Origin of the sequence: Bacillus sp. OTU2372 (genome assembly GCF_038440275.1) — a bacterium.
GTDB lineage: Bacteria > Bacillota > Bacilli > Bacillales > Cytobacillaceae > Neobacillus > Neobacillus bataviensis_B.
The window spans coordinates 1-16,409 of the sequence record NZ_JASATK010000044.1 but is presented as its reverse complement, the minus strand read 5'-3'; the positions used below and the strand labels follow the sequence as shown (position 1 = coordinate 16,409).

At 40.6% G+C, this 16,409-nt stretch carries 16 protein-coding genes, 1 tRNA gene, 1 rRNA gene, 1 other RNA gene and 1 other annotated feature; of the genes, 5 read left to right on the top strand and 14 right to left on the bottom strand.

The window, feature by feature from the left end:
- Window positions 1–256 precede the first annotated feature (256 nt).
- From AAHB15_RS29290 to tadA, 7 genes are all read right to left on the bottom strand, one after another.
- Entirely contained in the window at window positions 257–520 is a 264-nt protein-coding gene (locus AAHB15_RS29290; protein WP_098533753.1) for a pro-sigmaK processing inhibitor BofA family protein, read from the bottom strand.
- Between the two features lie 84 nt (window positions 521–604).
- A complete protein-coding gene (locus AAHB15_RS29285) occupies window positions 605–823 on the bottom strand; it encodes a YaaL family protein (RefSeq protein ID WP_335574539.1) in 219 nt (72 codons plus the stop codon).
- An 80-nt stretch (window positions 824–903) separates the two neighbouring features.
- Window positions 904–1,500: a recombination mediator RecR gene (recR, locus tag AAHB15_RS29280; RefSeq protein ID WP_144568816.1), complete on the bottom strand. Its 597-nt coding sequence runs from the start codon at window positions 1,498–1,500 to the stop codon at window positions 904–906.
- Window positions 1,501–1,654: 154 nt separating this feature from the next.
- Window positions 1,655–1,978, bottom strand: a complete 324-nt coding sequence (locus AAHB15_RS29275) for a YbaB/EbfC family nucleoid-associated protein (RefSeq protein ID WP_374110708.1) — start codon at window positions 1,976–1,978, stop codon at window positions 1,655–1,657.
- Window positions 1,979–2,005: 27 nt separating this feature from the next.
- Window positions 2,006–3,706, bottom strand: a complete 1,701-nt coding sequence (gene dnaX, locus AAHB15_RS29270; RefSeq protein WP_335574540.1) for a DNA polymerase III subunit gamma/tau — start codon at window positions 3,704–3,706, stop codon at window positions 2,006–2,008.
- Between the two features lie 133 nt (window positions 3,707–3,839).
- An RNA gene (gene ffs / locus AAHB15_RS29265) (signal recognition particle sRNA large type) lies at window positions 3,840–4,104 on the bottom strand.
- A gap of 92 nt (window positions 4,105–4,196) precedes the next feature.
- Window positions 4,197–4,709 carry a tRNA adenosine(34) deaminase TadA gene (gene tadA, locus AAHB15_RS29260; RefSeq protein ID WP_335574548.1) on the bottom strand — a complete coding sequence of 171 codons (513 nt, stop codon included), beginning with the start codon at window positions 4,707–4,709 and terminating at the stop codon, window positions 4,197–4,199.
- 119 nt (window positions 4,710–4,828) lie between these two features.
- On the opposite strand from tadA, the gene AAHB15_RS29255 reads away from it, so the two are divergent.
- The 4 genes from AAHB15_RS29255 to AAHB15_RS29240 all read left to right on the top strand — a co-directional run bounded on the left by AAHB15_RS29255 (window position 4,829) and on the right by AAHB15_RS29240 (window position 8,319).
- Window positions 4,829–5,404, top strand: a complete 576-nt coding sequence (locus AAHB15_RS29255; RefSeq protein WP_335574541.1) for an isochorismatase family cysteine hydrolase — start codon at window positions 4,829–4,831, stop codon at window positions 5,402–5,404.
- 30 nt (window positions 5,405–5,434) lie between these two features.
- Window positions 5,435–6,721, top strand: coding sequence for a glycoside hydrolase family 18 protein (locus tag AAHB15_RS29250; RefSeq protein WP_335574542.1), 1,287 nt, complete (start codon window positions 5,435–5,437; stop codon window positions 6,719–6,721).
- A gap of 232 nt (window positions 6,722–6,953) precedes the next feature.
- Complete coding sequence (locus tag AAHB15_RS29245; protein WP_335574543.1) at window positions 6,954–7,619, top strand: deoxynucleoside kinase; 666 nt, start codon at window positions 6,954–6,956, stop codon at window positions 7,617–7,619.
- 4 nt (window positions 7,620–7,623) lie between these two features.
- A complete protein-coding gene (locus AAHB15_RS29240; RefSeq protein ID WP_098533739.1) occupies window positions 7,624–8,319 on the top strand; it encodes a deoxynucleoside kinase in 696 nt (231 codons plus the stop codon).
- 171 nt (window positions 8,320–8,490) lie between these two features.
- On the opposite strand, the gene AAHB15_RS29235 is transcribed toward AAHB15_RS29240, so the two are convergent.
- The 6 genes from AAHB15_RS29235 to guaB all read right to left on the bottom strand — a co-directional run bounded on the left by AAHB15_RS29235 (window position 8,491) and on the right by guaB (window position 15,001).
- A tRNA-Ser gene (locus AAHB15_RS29235) sits at window positions 8,491–8,583 on the bottom strand.
- A gap of 110 nt (window positions 8,584–8,693) precedes the next feature.
- Complete coding sequence (serS, locus tag AAHB15_RS29230; RefSeq protein WP_335574544.1) at window positions 8,694–9,974, bottom strand: serine--tRNA ligase; 1,281 nt, start codon at window positions 9,972–9,974, stop codon at window positions 8,694–8,696.
- 98 nt (window positions 9,975–10,072) lie between these two features.
- Window positions 10,073–10,291, bottom strand: a binding site (T-box leader).
- 52 nt (window positions 10,292–10,343) lie between these two features.
- Window positions 10,344–10,934: a pyridoxal 5'-phosphate synthase glutaminase subunit PdxT gene (pdxT, locus tag AAHB15_RS29225; RefSeq protein WP_335574545.1), complete on the bottom strand. Its 591-nt coding sequence runs from the start codon at window positions 10,932–10,934 to the stop codon at window positions 10,344–10,346.
- Window positions 10,935–10,936: 2 nt separating this feature from the next.
- On the bottom strand, window positions 10,937–11,818 hold the full coding sequence (gene pdxS, locus AAHB15_RS29220) for a pyridoxal 5'-phosphate synthase lyase subunit PdxS (protein WP_335574546.1): 882 nt from the start codon (window positions 11,816–11,818) through the stop codon (window positions 10,937–10,939).
- 179 nt (window positions 11,819–11,997) lie between these two features.
- On the bottom strand, window positions 11,998–13,311 hold the full coding sequence (locus AAHB15_RS29215; protein ID WP_335574549.1) for a serine hydrolase: 1,314 nt from the start codon (window positions 13,309–13,311) through the stop codon (window positions 11,998–12,000).
- A 220-nt stretch (window positions 13,312–13,531) separates the two neighbouring features.
- Window positions 13,532–15,001 carry an IMP dehydrogenase gene (gene guaB, locus AAHB15_RS29210; RefSeq protein ID WP_335574547.1) on the bottom strand — a complete coding sequence of 490 codons (1,470 nt, stop codon included), beginning with the start codon at window positions 14,999–15,001 and terminating at the stop codon, window positions 13,532–13,534.
- Between the two features lie 107 nt (window positions 15,002–15,108).
- Here guaB and AAHB15_RS29205 point away from each other — a divergent pair, with 107 nt between their 5' ends.
- The gene (locus AAHB15_RS29205; protein ID WP_335574550.1) at window positions 15,109–16,047 is read left to right on the top strand and encodes a YaaC family protein; all 939 of its coding nucleotides are present in this window, start codon (window positions 15,109–15,111) and stop codon (window positions 16,045–16,047) included.
- A 168-nt stretch (window positions 16,048–16,215) separates the two neighbouring features.
- Here AAHB15_RS29205 and rrf read toward each other — a convergent pair.
- Window positions 16,216–16,331 (bottom strand): 5S ribosomal RNA (gene rrf / locus AAHB15_RS29200).
- Window positions 16,332–16,409 lie beyond the last annotated feature (78 nt).

Here is a 16,409-nt window from a genome sequence, read left to right as displayed (position 1 = left end):
CTGTTGACGTTCTTGTTTGTTTAGTTTTCAAAGAACAATATCCCGTCGCTCAAATGCGACTTTATTATCCTACCAAGTTATCAACTAAAAGTCAATAACTTTCTTTTTTCTTTATCGTCTCGGTGACGACTTTTAATATATTACAGCATTCCAATTAATCCGTCAAGCAAATAATCATTATTTTTTCTAAAATAGATTTTCCATTTGTCTTTTTCCATCCAACATAAGAAAAACCGCTGTTTTTCAGCGGTTTTTTCTATAGAACCCAATGCTGGATCGCAACTAATGCGACTAATCCCGGTATACCAAGAAAACCTGAAACAGCGGAAGTCGCAAAATTAATCGGGACATGAATTCCATAGCGATTGCCAGCCACATTCAGGAAAAATAAAAACAAAGCTCCTATTAAAAACTTTACAGCTGCCTGTCCGACAAATCGTATTGGCTTAAATGGTGCACCAGAAAATAACAATAAAAGAATAAGCCCGCCTAATATAGAAATTACGACTATTGGTTCCAACTAGAGCTTCCCCCCTCTAATGTCTTTTTACTACAACATATGTACAAGTTGTTCTGTATAGACCATATGGGGAGAAATACTATATTACTTAAGAATGGTTACATTTCGCTGCTTTGCTTCTCTTAATAGAAAGATATATTTAGCTTCCGCTATTTTAGTTTGACAGATCACTTCTTCTGAAGGGTCAAAGCTTTTTTCTAAAAGCATCTTTTCCTGCTGCCATTGTGTTTTAAATCGGTTTAATTGTGCTAACAGCTTCTCATCATACTCTTTTCGCAGCCGCCCTTTGCGCCGAAAAAACATCTGTTATTCCTCCGGTTTATAGTGTGTGTCTAGCTAAAATCTGTAATTAGATTTCACGAGACTTTTTACCTACTTATGGTTTACAATTCTCGTCTTCCCTCAAGTGCCTTAGATAAGGTAACCTCGTCTGCATACTCAAGGTCCCCGCCAACAGGAAGTCCATGAGCAATTCTAGTTGTTTTAATGCCTGATGGTTTTAACAATCGGGAGATGTACATGGCTGTTGCTTCTCCCTCAATATTTGGATTTGTGGCGAGAATGACTTCTTGAACCGTTTCGTCCTGGAGACGTTTTAATAAATCGGGAATATTTATATCCTCTGGTCCAATTCCATCCATTGGTGAAATAGCCCCGTGCAGAACATGATATAAGCCATTGAATTCCTTCATCTTTTCCATCGCAATAACATCCTTTGGATCTTGAACGACACAAATAATGCTTCTATCCCGGCGCTGATCCTCACAGATATAACACGGATCTTGATCGGTAATATGCCCACAGACGGAGCAATAAGTTAAATTACGTTTTGCGTTGACAAGTGCTTTTGCAAAGTCGAGCACTGTGTCTTCTTTCATATTTAAAACATGGAAAGCCAGCCGGGCAGCCGTTTTAGGACCAATTCCTGGCAGCTTCATAAAGCTGTCTATCAGCTTTGATATGGGTTCTGGATAGTGCATTTAGCTTTTCTCCTCTAGAAAGCAGGGGTGCCAGGCCTCAGGGACGAAAACATCCTAAGTTCCTATGCACCCCAACTCAACATTTAATAAAATAGCGCACACGCCTTGAACAGGGGCTTATGATCCCGAGCCCCTAAGCGCTATAGCTTAACAATTAAAAAGGTAAATTCATTCCTTTAGTAAATTGACCCATTGTATTGTTTGTTAATTCTTCCGCCTTTTTAAGGGCATCATTAACTGCTGCAAGAACCAAGTCTTGAAGCATTTCAACATCATCTGGATCTACGGCCTCAGGTTTAATTTGCACATCTACTACTTCTTTATGTCCTGTAACAATCACCGTTACCATTCCGCCGCCGGCAGTACCTTCAATTTTTTGCTGGCCTAACTCTTCTTGAGCCTCCGCCATTTTCTTTTGCATCTTTTGCATTTGTTTCATCATATTTTGCATGTTACCCATTCCGCCACCACGCATCATAATCCTAACCTCCATTTAATTTATTCATTAGTCAATAATTTCTACAAACTCAGCACCAAATAATTTCTTTGCCTCTGCAATGTGCGGTTCCTCTTCCTTTGCAGACTCACCGCCTAAGCTTGTTCCTTCTTCATCATGCTGACTATTTAAAAAGCTTTCGCGAATCGGCATCCATTGATCTTCAGGAACGCCTAAAAGCTGAAGCCTCTTGCCTGTTAATTTTAAAAGTGCAGCTGTAACGGCTTCAAGAAAATCGGTGCGGTTCATTGCCATTTGGCAAATCATTTCATGCTTAAATTTTATAATAAAAGCGGTAGAGGAAGCGGCGATCGGTTCAGCATCATTTAATAATGCTGCCTGGGACTTTAACAGGCTAGACCGCATTTCTCCCCAATTTGCTTTAATTAAATTTAAATCGTTCTTCGTTGCCTGCTTTAAAACTTCATTTATTTTTCCAACTGGTGCCTGAAAGACCTTTTTCGAGGATGATCTTTGTGCAGTTTTTTGCTGTTGTGGCGCTCCCTCTTGAGCAGCCGGTGCTGCACCATTGGCCTTTAAGTGCTGCAGCTCTGACTCTAGCTGATCAATTCTTGCTAGTAATTCCCCAATGGGTGCAGTATCAATTTGAACGGATGATGGTTTCACTTCCAATTGACAGAGCTTTACAACCGCCACCTCCAAAAAGATTCGGGGGTGATTGGTCCACCGCATTTCCTGCTGTGTCTTATTCAGCAAATCGATAAGCTGATAAATTTTTTCAACTGGGATCGTTTCCGCCAATTTTCGAAAATCCTCATCCAGCATCACTCTTTCAAGCGATTCCTCCAGATTAGGGGCGGTTTTATAAAGGAGCAGATCCCGATAAAATAAAATTAAGTCCTCCATAAATCTGGATGGATCTTTCCCATGGAATAATAGTTCATCGAGTGCCTCTAGACCGCTTGCCACATCACCTTCTTGAAAGGCATGGGCTAATTTATTAAGAAATCCTTGTGATACAGATCCTGTAACGGTTAACGCGTCTTCAAGTGTAACACGGTCCTGACTGTAGGAGATAGCTTGGTCCAACAGACTTAAGGCATCACGCATACCGCCCTCAGCAGCGCGGGCAATCATTTGCAGCGCCGTTTCATCACAAATCACGCCTGTTTCTTCCACGATTAATTTCATTCTATTCACAATGGATCCTGCTGTTATGCGTCTAAAATCAAAACGTTGACACCTTGAGATAATCGTTAGCGGGATCTTATGAGGTTCCGTTGTTGCCAAAATAAAAATAACATGCTTTGGCGGTTCCTCGAGCGTCTTCAACAAGGCATTAAAAGCACTAATCGACAGCATATGCACTTCATCTATAATATAGACCTTGTAGTTTACAGCCGTTGGTGCAAATTTGACCTTATCGAGGACATCCCTCATTTCCTCAACACGGGAATTTGAAGCAGCATCAAATTCTAATACATCTGGAATAGTGCCATTAGTGATGCCGCGGCATGCCGAACATTCATTACATGGCTCCGAAACCGGCGCATTCTCACAATTAATAGCCTTTGCTAATATTTTAGCAGCACTTGTTTTACCTGTTCCTCTAGGACCTGAAAAAAGATAGGCATGTGAAATTTTTTGCTGAAGCAGGGCGTTTTGCAATGTCTTGGTAACATGTTCTTGTCCTACTACATCAATAAATGCCTGCGGACGCCAAACACGATATAAAGCTTGATATGCCACTGGACACCGCCCCCTTCAAATTTTTTATCATCATATCCATTATAGCTTATTTAATTTCCATTTTTCAAAATGTATGTAAAAAAACTCACCCCGTAATTTGAGATGAGTTTTTGAGTGCATGCTATATGTACTGCCGTGCACCTTCCGTCGACATACGCCCATAAGCGTTACTTAAGCAGTTAGCTCGGCCCAGGCAACCCTGCGGCACATCGGAGCGTCCACTTAATGCTGCTTCCTTCCGGACCTGACATGGTTCATGGATTCCCATTGCGCAGGACCAGGGCGTCAACACCACTTACTTAAGGCAGACCCTACAGGTCGTAAGCCTCGGGAAGGGATTCAGTCCCGCTAGAGCGGATTGCGGGTACAGGGCACCGCTGCCTCCCCACCTAGCACGGCAAAATTGATACCTAGATTTTCACGCGTCGTATCTGACGCCTTTCTAATATACAACTTATCGCAAAAAAAAGCAATCTTAATCCACTGTAAATTACTGTAAATCTTTAAATGTTTGATTATTCTTCAATTGCTTTTCGAGCTTTTTTCGATCTCTTATGCTTCGAAAAAATGTAGAAAGCAGCTGCCCGCATTCTTCTTCTAAAACGCCCTTTGTGACATCACACTGATGATTAAAGCGTTCATCGTGTAACAGATTCATAAGAGTCCCAGCGCAGCCCCCTTTTGGATCACTTGCACCATAAACCACTCTTTTCACTCTTGATAAAATAATCGCACCTGCACACATAGGACATGGCTCCAGGGTGACATATAGGGTTGAATCCTCTAACCGCCAAGATCCGGTTTGCCGGCAGGCCTGATCAATCGCTAGTAACTCGGCATGAGCAATTGCACTTTGTTCTAGCTCTCTTAAATTATGGGCCCGGGAAATAATTTCGCCTTTCATCACCAGCACTGCACCAATTGGTACTTCATTTAAATCTTCTGCTTTCTTTGCTTCCTTTATTGCTTCCTTCATAAAAAATTCATCTTGAGATTCTACGATATTTATCAAATTATCACCCAATTATTTTAGTATTAAAGGGTTTGAAATCCCCTAATCAATGAAAGGCGGGATAAAAACTCCCCTGCTACTCCAAAATAAACGAAAAGGAGGGAGACAGTTTGGATCAGATCCGTCCTGCACTCTTAATCATTGATATGATCAATAACTTTGATTTTACACATGGTCCGATTCTTGCCCAAAAGGCATTGAAAATTGCCGAACCGATTAAAGAAGTAAAAGATCAGTTTAATCAGCAGCAACTTCCTGTTATTTTCATTAACGATCATTATAATTTATGGCAAGCTGATTACCATAGAATTATTGAACATTGCCGAAATCAATATAGTGAGCCTATCTACAAGAAAGTGCTGCCGGGCGAAAATGATTTTTTTTTAATCAAACCTAAACACTCCGCCTTTTATGGTACTGCCTTAAATACATTACTCCACCAGCTAACAGTAAATACCCTTATTGTAACTGGAATTGCCGGCAACATCTGTGTTCTATTTACAGCAAACGACGCCTATATGCGCGAATACAAGCTCCTCATTCCTAATGATTGTATTGCCTCAGCCGATGATCAAGATAACCAGTACGCTCTGATGATGATGAAAAATGTTTTAAAAGCGGAGGTTAAGTCCTCGCAAAATTTATCAACATTATATCATGTAAACAAACCCACCCTCATAGAATAGCTGTAGCGTATGTTTCGGGGAGGGATTAGGATGCAAATCCATGTCATAAAGAGTAATGAATCATTAACAACGATTGCAAGGACTTATCATACGACCGTACAAGACATCGTTGAGGCAAATGAATTGCCAAACCCAAATAATCTTGTCATTGGACAATCCATTGTTATTCCCATTATCGGCCATTTTTATTTCGTTCAATCTGGAGATTCCCTTTATTCAATAGGGCGTAAGTTCGGCGTTTCTCCTCAACAATTGGCAAGCGTTAACCGTATTAACATCAATCAGCCCTTAAATGTAGGTTTCCGTCTCTATATACCTCAAGGGTCAAAAAGAAACGCTGAGTTTAACGCCTATGTTGAGCCGCGCGGAACAACCGTAGCCCCTGTTTTAGAATCAAGCGCCCGAGAAGCGGCTCCGTACTTAACCTATTTAGCCCCGTTTAGTTTCCAAGCGCGCCGCGATGGGACCTTAAAAGAGCCTTTATTAAATAACTTCCCTGCAATAGCTAGAGCCAATCGCAATGTATTAATGATGGTCATTAACAATCAGGAGAATGATCAATTTAGTGACGAACTTGGCCGCATTTTATTAAACGATATTCAGGTCCAGGATCGATTCCTCAATAATATTGTCGCTACCGCCAAAAAATATGGATTCCGCGACATTCATTTTGATTTTGAGTTTTTACGGCCAGCTGACCGAGAAGCCTATAATAACTTTTTGCGGAAGGCAAAACAAAGGTTTAGCCGGGAGGGCTGGTTCATGTCTACTGCCCTTGCTCCGAAAACAAGTGCCACCCAAAAAGGAAAATGGTATGAAGGCCACGACTATCGAGCACATGGGGAAATCTCTGACTTTGTCGTGATTATGACCTATGAGTGGGGATACAGCGGCGGCCCTGCCATGGCTGTCTCACCAATCGAACAGGTCAGGAAAGTTCTAGAATACGCCATTACTGAAATGCCTTCAAATAAGATTCTAATGGGACAGAACCTCTATGGCTATGACTGGACACTTCCTTTTGTCCAAGGAACAGTAGCAAAAGCGGTGAGCCCGCAGCAGGCCATTCAGCTTGCTGCAACACATAATGTTCCGATTGAATACGACACAAAAGCACAAGCTCCTCACTTCCGATATACCGCCGATGGTAAGCAGCACGAAGTTTGGTTTGAAGATGCCCGGTCAATCCAGGCAAAGTTTGACTTAATCAAGGAGCTGAATCTCCGGGGAATGAGCTACTGGAAACTTGGGTTAGCCTTTCCACAAAATTGGCTATTAATCGTAGATAATTTCAATGTAACCAAAAAGGGATCCTAGCATATATAAATTTCCATTTCACAAAAACTGCCGTTAGTCGGCAGTTTTTTTATGTATTTGACATAAAATTTACAGCTTGAAAATATTCCATATCCCTTCCTTCGACAGATTATGATAAAATATTCTTTGCGTCTTATAAAGAACGTATAACAATAGGAACTAAGATAAGATAGGTAAAAACTTATCATAAGATAACATAGATGTGCAGGCAGTTGGAGAAGGAGGACTTGCAATGGGGGTTACACCCTTTATTACCGTTGAGGGGCCGATTGGTGTAGGAAAAACATCTCTCGCAAAAGTTATTTCAGAAAAGTTCCATTTTGCTTTATTAAAAGAGATTGTTGATGAAAATCCATTTTTAGGGAAATTCTACGAAAATATAGAGGAGTGGAGTTTTCAAACCGAAATGTTCTTTCTCTGTAATCGCTATAAGCAATTAGGGGATATCAATACCCATTATTTAAGCCAAAACAAATCGGTTGTGGCAGACTATCATATTTTAAAAAATTTGATCTTCGCTGAACGGACTTTAAATAATGAAGAGTACCAAAAGTACTTTAAGATTTATCAAATTCTAACGGAAGATATGCCGAAACCGAATGTGATTATCTATTTAAATGCAAGCCTCGATACACTTTTAAAACGGATTAAGAAAAGAGGCCGAGAAGTAGAGAAAAATATCAGCCCTTTATATTTAGAACAACTCTCTATTGACTATGAAAATACCATAGCTGCCTTTGAGAAAGAACATCCGGAAATTCCCGTTCTTCGCTTTAGCGGAGATGAGCTGGATTTTGTAAAAAGTGAACAGGATTTAAATTATATTTTTCAAAGGTTAACTACTTCCTTAAAAGAAAGCAGCTGGACAAACAACATATTATTGAACGGGGGATGTTAGGTTAGTGAGTATCGTTATTGGTGGTATGATTGGTCTAGGAAAAACAAGTGTAGCTGATACATTGAATGCACACTTTAAAAATAAAGGCATTGAGAGTAAGGTATTTTATGAAGCGGTCGATGATAATCCAATTCTTCCCCTTTATTATGAACTGACACCAGAAGAATTGGATGCAAGAAGAATTCCGTTCCTCTTACAATTATTCTTTTTAAACAAACGATTTAAGACTGTTAAGGAATGTGTGAATTGGCGCGAACCCGTTTATACCATTCAAGACCGTTCGATTTATGAGGATTGGTATTTTGCTTATGTAAATAAAAATTTAGGCCGAATTTCAGAATTGGAATTCAAAATCTATGAAGAGCTTGTTGATAATATGATGGAAGAACTCAATGAACTTCCTAAGAAGGCACCAGATTTAATGGTTTACCTAAAAGGATCATTTGATACGGTCATTGACCGGATAATGGCACGCGGCAGAAGCTTTGAAATTAATCCTGAACTAAAAGAGTACTACTTCGAGGTTTGGAAGGGCTACGACGAATGGGTCTTAAATCAGTATGCAGCAAGCGAAGTGCTAGTGATTGATATGGACAATACTGATGTGGTCAAAAGCAAGGCAGATGCCATCAAGGTTTGCAATGCTGTAGATGAGAAATTAAATAAAATTTTAAAAATAGAAAAAGCACAGATTGGTTAAACCAATTTGTGCTTTTTTGTCGAAAAGAGGAAGCACCTTGTTCAGGGGGCTTATGACCCCCAGCCCTTAGGCGCTGCAGCTAGACATATTTTTTCGCAAAAAAAATTCGCTACAAATAATTGTAACGAATTTTTATCTCCAGTTTTTATGCGCGTGATTCTTTTTAGATAATGGCGGAGGAAGAGGGATTCGAACCCCCGCGCGGTTTAACCCGCCTGTCGGTTTTCAAGACCGATCCCTTCAGCCGGACTTGGGTATTCCTCCGTATCAACAAATGATAATTTACCATAAAAATAATGATAATGTCAAATAGTAAAACAGGATTTTTTCGGACAAATTTAGAGTGCCCGAAAAAATCCTTTGATATGCAGTTTTTACATAGGTTTAATGACGTCGCGGTTGCCCATATATGGACGTAAGGCCGTAGGAATGACGACACTGCCGTCCTCCTGCTGATAATTTTCTAATATTGCGGCGACCGTGCGGCCAATTGCAAGACCAGATCCATTTAAGGTATGAACATGCTCCGGTTTCGCTTTCGGATCACGACGGAAGCGGATATTTGCCCGTCTTGCCTGGAAGGCTTCAAAGTTACTGCAAGAAGAAATCTCACGGTAGGTTCCGTAGCTTGGGATCCAAACCTCAATATCGTATTTTTTTGCAGCTGTAAAGCCGAGGTCACCGGTACACATGCTTAACACACGGTAAGGAAGTTCTAGCAGCTGCAACACACGTTCTGCATCGTGTGTAAGCTTTTCAAGTTCCTCATAAGAATCTTCGGGTTTCACAAACTTAACAAGCTCAACCTTATTGAATTGATGCTGACGGATTAATCCTCTTGTATCGCGTCCTGCAGATCCTGCTTCAGAACGGAAACAAGCACTATAGGCAGCAAAACGAATCGGAAGGTCTTCTCCACTTAAAATCTCATCACGATGATAGTTTGTGACTGGCACCTCAGCTGTAGGAATGAGGAAATAATCTTCATTTTCTATTAAGAAGGCATCCTCTTCAAACTTTGGCAATTGTCCTGTACCGGTCATGCTTGTACGGTTGACTAAGTATGGCGGCAATATTTCTGTATAGCCGTGCTCATCAACATGAAGGTCCAGCATGAAGCTGATTAAGGCCCGTTCTAAACGAGCTCCCAGCCCCCTATAAAAGACAAAGCGGCTTCCCGTAACCTTTCCTGCCCGTTCAAAATCAAGGATGCCTAGTTCAGTCGCAATGTCCCAGTGCGGCTTTGCTTCAAAGTCAAACTCACGGACTTGGCCCCACTTTCTAATTTCCACATTATCATCCTCGGTTTCACCGATTGGTACACTTTCATGTGGAATGTTAGGAATGCTTAATAACAGCTGTTCTAACGTCTCCTCGACGCCGCGGAGTTCGTCATCTAAGCTTTTTATTTGATCGCCAACTTCACGCATCTCTGTAATTAAGTGGTCTGCATCTTTCTTTTCACGCTTCAGTGCGGCCACTTGCTGTGATACTTCATTTTTGCGGCCCTTCAATTTTTCAGATTCAACGATTAGCTCTCGTCTTTTTACATCCAGATCCTCAAATCGGCCTAAATCAGTTAAATCCTCACCGCGATGCTGAAGTTTTTCTTTTACTTCAGCAAAATTAGCTCTTAGTACCTTAATATCTAACATTCTGTCGGCACTCCTTTATTATATAATTTGAAAACTAGCAGCTCCAGCGCCGCTAAACGGGCGCTTCCGCTTTAAAATAAAAAAACTCCCGCCCCAAAAACAGGGACGAGAGTTAGTCGCGATACCACCCTGGTTGACAGCATAGGCTGCCCACCTCAAAAAACTGTAACGGTTTTTACCGAAAGTACTTACTTACCTTATAGGTGTTCCGTACCTTACTCGAGGAGGGATTCACAAGTATCACACACCGGTTCACACCAGCCACCGGCTCTCTTTAGAGTGAGGTTCTTGTTACTAGTTCCTCTCATTGCTTTTTCATTATTGATTTGTTTTATAATTTACTATAATTATGAACCAAATGCAACCGAATTAAACAAATTGTTTCGCTTTTGCTTCCTTCACCATTTCGACGAAGTAAGCCGTAATCGCATGGTTCTCGGTTAATTCCGGATGGAATGAGCAGCCAAGAAATTGTCCTTCACGTGCGGCGACGATGCGGTCATTATGCTTGGACAAAATTTCAACATTCTCGCCTGCCTCAACGATGTGCGGCGCACGGATAAACACCGCTGGAAAACTGTCTGCTACATCTTTAATCGTGAGGTCGGCCTCAAAGCTGTCAACTTGGCGGCCAAATGAGTTCCGTTCCACCTTGATGTCCATTACACCGATGTGTGACTCATCATAACCCACAAGTTCTTTTGCTAAAAGAATCAGACCGGCACATGTACCAAACATAGGTTTCCCCGCACGTGCAAATTCTTTTAGTGCATCCATAAAATCATATTTATCAATTAAGCGGCGCATTGCCGTGCTTTCACCGCCAGGTAGAATAAGGCCATCAAGGTCCTCTAATTCCTCTTTGTGCTTGACTGCAACAGCCTCTACTCCACATGCCTCTAAAGATTTAATATGTTCACGGACAGCTCCTTGTAAAGCAAGTACGCCGATTTTAATCATTCTTACCAGCCTCTTTCTTGCATGCGGGCTTCAGGTGCAAGTGATGAAATTTCGATCCCTTTCATTGGTGTTCCGAGATCCTTTGAAAGTTCAGCGATTAATTTATAATCTTGATAATGTGTAGTTGCTTCCACAATCGCTCTTGCAAATTTAGCAGGGTTCTCAGATTTGAAGATACCAGATCCAACGAATACGCCATCTGCTCCCAATTGCATCATCAATGCAGCATCAGCAGGTGTTGCAACACCACCGGCAGCAAAGTTAACAACTGGAAGGCGGCCAAGGCTCTTAATCTCAAGCAATAATTCATATGGTGCACCAAGTAGTTTTGCTTCAGTCATTAACTCATCTTCGTTCATTCCAACAACCTTGCGAACTTGTGCATTCACCTTACGCATGTGGCGAACAGCTTCTACGATGTTACCTGTTCCAGGTTCACCTTTTGTACGAAGCATAGATGCACCTTCACCGATTCGGCGGGCAGCTTCACCAAGATCGCGGCAGCCGCACACAAATGGCACTGTATAGTCTTTTTTGTTTAGGTGGTATTCTTCATCTGCAGGTGTTAAAACTTCGCTCTCATCGATATAATCGACGCCCATAGCTTCAAGTACTCGTGCTTCGACGATATGGCCAATTCTTGCTTTTGCCATAACAGGGATAGAAACAGCTTTAAGTACCTCTTCGACAATTCTTGGGTCAGCCATTCTCGCAACACCGCCAGCTGCGCGGATATCAGATGGAACACGCTCTAATGCCATTACTGCAACGGCACCAGCTTCCTCCGCAATTTTTGCCTGCTCAGCGTTAATGACATCCATAATAACGCCGCCCTTTTGCATTTCAGCCATACCGCGTTTTACAAGATCTGTACCAGTTTTCATAAAAAAAATCCCCCTTTTATTTTAATTTTGAGAAAAATTAATTCAAACTTATAGGAAAAAACCCTATTTAAAATATCGGAATAATTTTACCATAAAAACATTAAAGCAACAAAAAAGGATTCCTGTCAAGACAAGAAATCCTTTTCTTTAGTATATGGTAAATATTAACGGATTGTAATTTAAAACCATCCCTTAACAGTTGTTCCTATCCCATGAAATACATCTCCAAAGAAATTACCGATACCGCGCATCATTAAAACAAACCAGTTAGCCTTTTCAACATCTTCTGCTGCAACAACATCCACTTGTGCTTTCTTTTGACCCTCAGCTGTTAAGAAACTAACCTTTTCGCCATTCTTTGGTTTTAAGGTCACATAACCGACCGTTTCTCCCTTTTTAATCGGAGCAGTTAACTCACCGTCTTTGTTAACTTTATTTTTATCTAATACGAGCTCAGGTTGATAGTTTTTCTCTTCACCATTAAGAACGATCATATTAATAGCAGATTTCGTATAAATCTTTACCTGATCTTCTTTCCCTTTAAGGACTGGCACTGTCTTGTGTCCTTTGACCTGATAGTGTTTTGGAACTAGTTTTACATTGGTATAGTTGCTAAAAGCATAATCCAGCATTTTTCTAGTTTCCTCAAAGCGTGCACTGTAACCGCCTTGTCCAGAGGCATCCTTAGCGTTTTGCACAACCGTAATAAATCGTTTTCCATCACGGCTCGCTGTTCCGGTGAAGCAGTAACCTGCAAAATCTGTTGTTCCCGTTTTTAGCCCGTCCATCCCTTGGTAACCATAATCTAGTGATGGAAGCATCCAGTTCCAGTTAATCATACTAATTTGGTCATCTGTTCCTTCACGAAAAACCTTCTTTGGTGTGCTCGCTGTTTTTAGCACATCAGGAAAATCATTAATTAAGTGAAAAGCTAGCTTTGCCACAGCCCGGGATGACATCACGTTTTCGTCCTCCGCACCCGTTCCTTCTGGCTGCAGGCCATTGTACTCTCGATTATTCAAACCTGTTGAGTTCACAAATTTATAATCCTTTAACCCAAGTGCCTTTGCTTTATCATTCATCATTTTTACAAAGTTTGTTTCTGAACCGCCCATAATTTCTGCAAGGGCAATGGTTGCGGCATTGGCAGAGTAAATCGCCATAGCTTCATATAATTCTCGCACTTTATAAGTACCATCCGCTCGTAGTGGCACATTGGAAAGATCACGCCGCTGAGATATTTTGTACACGAGGTCACTTACCTTGTACTCTTGATCCCATTTCACTTTTCCCTTTTTCACTGAATCAAGCAGGATATACTCAGTCATCATTTTGGTCATACTAGCAATTCCTAGTACACTATCAGCATTTTTTTCATATAAAACCTTACCTGTCTTACCGTCTACTAAAATGGCTCCATCTGCATTCACATTTAAAGCTGCTTCTGCATGGGCCTTATGTACACCAGCAAAAACGCTAAAAAACATAATCATTGCCAATGCACTGGCAACATATTTTCGATAAAGATGTTTGTTCACTATTACACGCCCTCCAAGGAATTTATACACTTTGAATATTTTATCATACCTGCCTAGTAAATCATAGAATGAGCATTGGACCATTCTTTGGCATTTGATTAAAATTTTCTTAAAATTTAATAGGAAATTCTTCATAATAAAAACAGAGAGGTATGACCTCTCTGTTTAATAAAATCTATAGTGAATAATTTGGTGCTTCTTTGGTAATTTGAACATCGTGTGGATGACTTTCTTTCAAACCAGCACCTGTCATCTTAATAAATTGTGCTTTTGTTCTTAAATCATGAAGATCCTTTGTTCCGCAATAGCCCATACCAGACCGTATGCCGCCAATAAGCTGGTAAATCGTCTCAGCTAATGGACCTTTATATGGAATCCGCCCTTCAATTCCTTCTGGAACGAACTTTTTATTGTCTTCTTGGAAATAACGGTCTTTTGAACCTTTTTCCATCGCAGCGACTGAACCCATACCCCGGTAAACCTTAAAGCGGCGTCCTTGGAAAATTTCCGTTTCACCAGGGCTCTCTGATACGCCTGCTAATAAGCTTCCCAGCATAACGGCATGCCCGCCTGCAGCCAATGCCTTTACAATATCTCCAGAGTATTTAATTCCGCCATCAGCGATAATCGTTTTTCCAAGCTTCATCGCTTCCGCTGCACAATCATAGACAGCTGTAATTTGTGGTACTCCTACACCTGCTACAACCCTTGTCGTACAAATGGAACCAGGTCCGATCCCTACCTTTACCACATCAGCGCCCGCTTCAATCAAGTCCTTTGTCGCTTCTGCTGTTGCAACATTTCCTGCAATAATTGTTAGGTTAGGATACGCACTTCTGATTTCCTTCACCATATCAAGAACACCTATAGAATGTCCATGAGCTGTATCAATAACGATCGCATCGACATTTGCCGCTACTAGGGCTTCAACACGCTTCATCGTATCCTTTGTTACACCTACAGCTGCACCTGCCAATAAACGCCCCTGACTGTCTTTTGCTGAGTTAGGAAACTCAATTACTTTTTCGATGTCTTTAATCGTAATTAAGCCTTTTAATACGCCTTCCTCATTCACAAGCGGAAGTTTTTCAATCTTATGCTTTTGAAGTATTTTTTCGGCCTCTTTCAATGTTGTCCCGACTGGGGCTGTTACAAGGTTTTCTTTTGTCATAACATCAGAAATTTTAAATGAATAATCTTGATCCTGGATAAAACGAAGATCACGATTGGTTATGATACCGATTAGCTTCTGGTCCTCCATATTATTCACAATAGGAACCCCAGAGATGCGATATTTGCCCATCAAATGTTCCGCATCAAACACCTGGTGTTCAGGGGTTAGGAAAAATGGATCTGTAATTACTCCGCTTTCAGATCTCTTAACCTTCTCAACTTGTTCTGCCTGCTGTTCAATGGTCATATTCTTGTGGATGATTCCTAAGCCGCCTTGACGGGCAATGGAAATCGCCATTTCAGATTCCGTTACAGTGTCCATACCAGCACTGATAATTGGAATATTAAGCTTTACACTTGGCGATAACTCTACTTGCAGGTTGACATCTTTAGGCAGTACCTCTGATTTACCCGGAATTAATAAAACATCATCAAACGTTAGTCCTTCTTTTGCAAATTTGTTTTCCCACATTTTAAACAGCCCCCCAGAACAAAAAATATTATTTGTAGGTTATCAATTGGACAAAATACTGTCAAGGAATAAATATTAAATTGATTTTTCTGAAAAAGGTGAGCGACTTGGTTACTAACTATAAAAATTGGAAAAGTTACTCTTGTTTTTTTTCGGCGGAATACTGCCAAAGATACTTAAGAATGTGCTACCAAAAGCGAAATATTGAAAACCCTGAACAAAAAAGCTATGAAAATGGATATGCCTTTCTCTATTATCTCGAACATGGGCAAATATATTATGATCAAGCAGAAAAGTCTCCACTAATTTTAAAACCCATATTACTCTTTTATGGACTTGTCCATTTAATTAAAGCCTGTATCTTAACCATAGATCCCTCCTATCCAGAAACTACCGCTGTATTGGCCCACGGCGTTTCTACAAGGAAAAGAAAAAAGCAGAATTACCTTTTTTTCCATGATGAAGTAAAGTTTCAAAAAAATGGCCTTTTCCCCTTTATGTCAGAAAAAATGTTTCACATGAAACAATTGGAAGGGGAAAAAGCTATTATGGAGGATTTATTACAGCTTATACCTGAATTAAATGATTTATTCTTTATCGTTGAAGGAAAAAGGACATTTGCCAATTTAACTCAGCATGAGAATAAACTTCTAATCCCTGAGTATGTACTGGATAACTATCATATGACAGAAAGCAGGTTTAAGGAGTTTTTTACCTCAAAGTTTAAAAATAATGTGGAGTTCGCTAATGAGGGGCTTGCCTTTCAGATAGGTGACCCTCTTTCTGAAATGTCACCGCTTTTTTACAACTTGGAAGATAAAAGTTACACAATTCCACTTGATAAGGGGAAATTCAATAATTTTCCAGAACTGCTTGTTCACTATCTTTTGTTGTATAACCTTAGCATGATTGCCCGTTATGAAACAGAATGGTGGAGTGAGTTAACGAAGATGATGCCCAACCGAGATTATCCATTTATCAAATCATTCATCGAGGTCACAATGAAAAAAGGACCGTTTCTGATCTATAAATTTCTTATGCAATAGAACAAAAGCGCAAGCGCCTTGAACAGCCCCGACAAGCATAGGACGTTCAGGGGCTAGGCGCTGGAGCTGGACGTCGACAGTCCTTTTATTAACAGTTATCCACTAGCGGAAATTTTATAATTTACTAAATAACAAAAAAGGACAATCCTTCCAGATTGTCCTTAACTTGCCTGGCAATGTCCTACTCTCACAGGGACAAAGTCCCAACTACCATCGGCGCTGAGAAGCTTAACTTCCGTGTTCGGTATGGGAACGGGTGTGACCTTCTCGCCTTAATTACCAGACTTATTAAAATTGAGAGATCGTTCTCTCAAAACTAGATAATGTAGAAGAAATTTTGTAAAAACGAGTTACGCCTATAG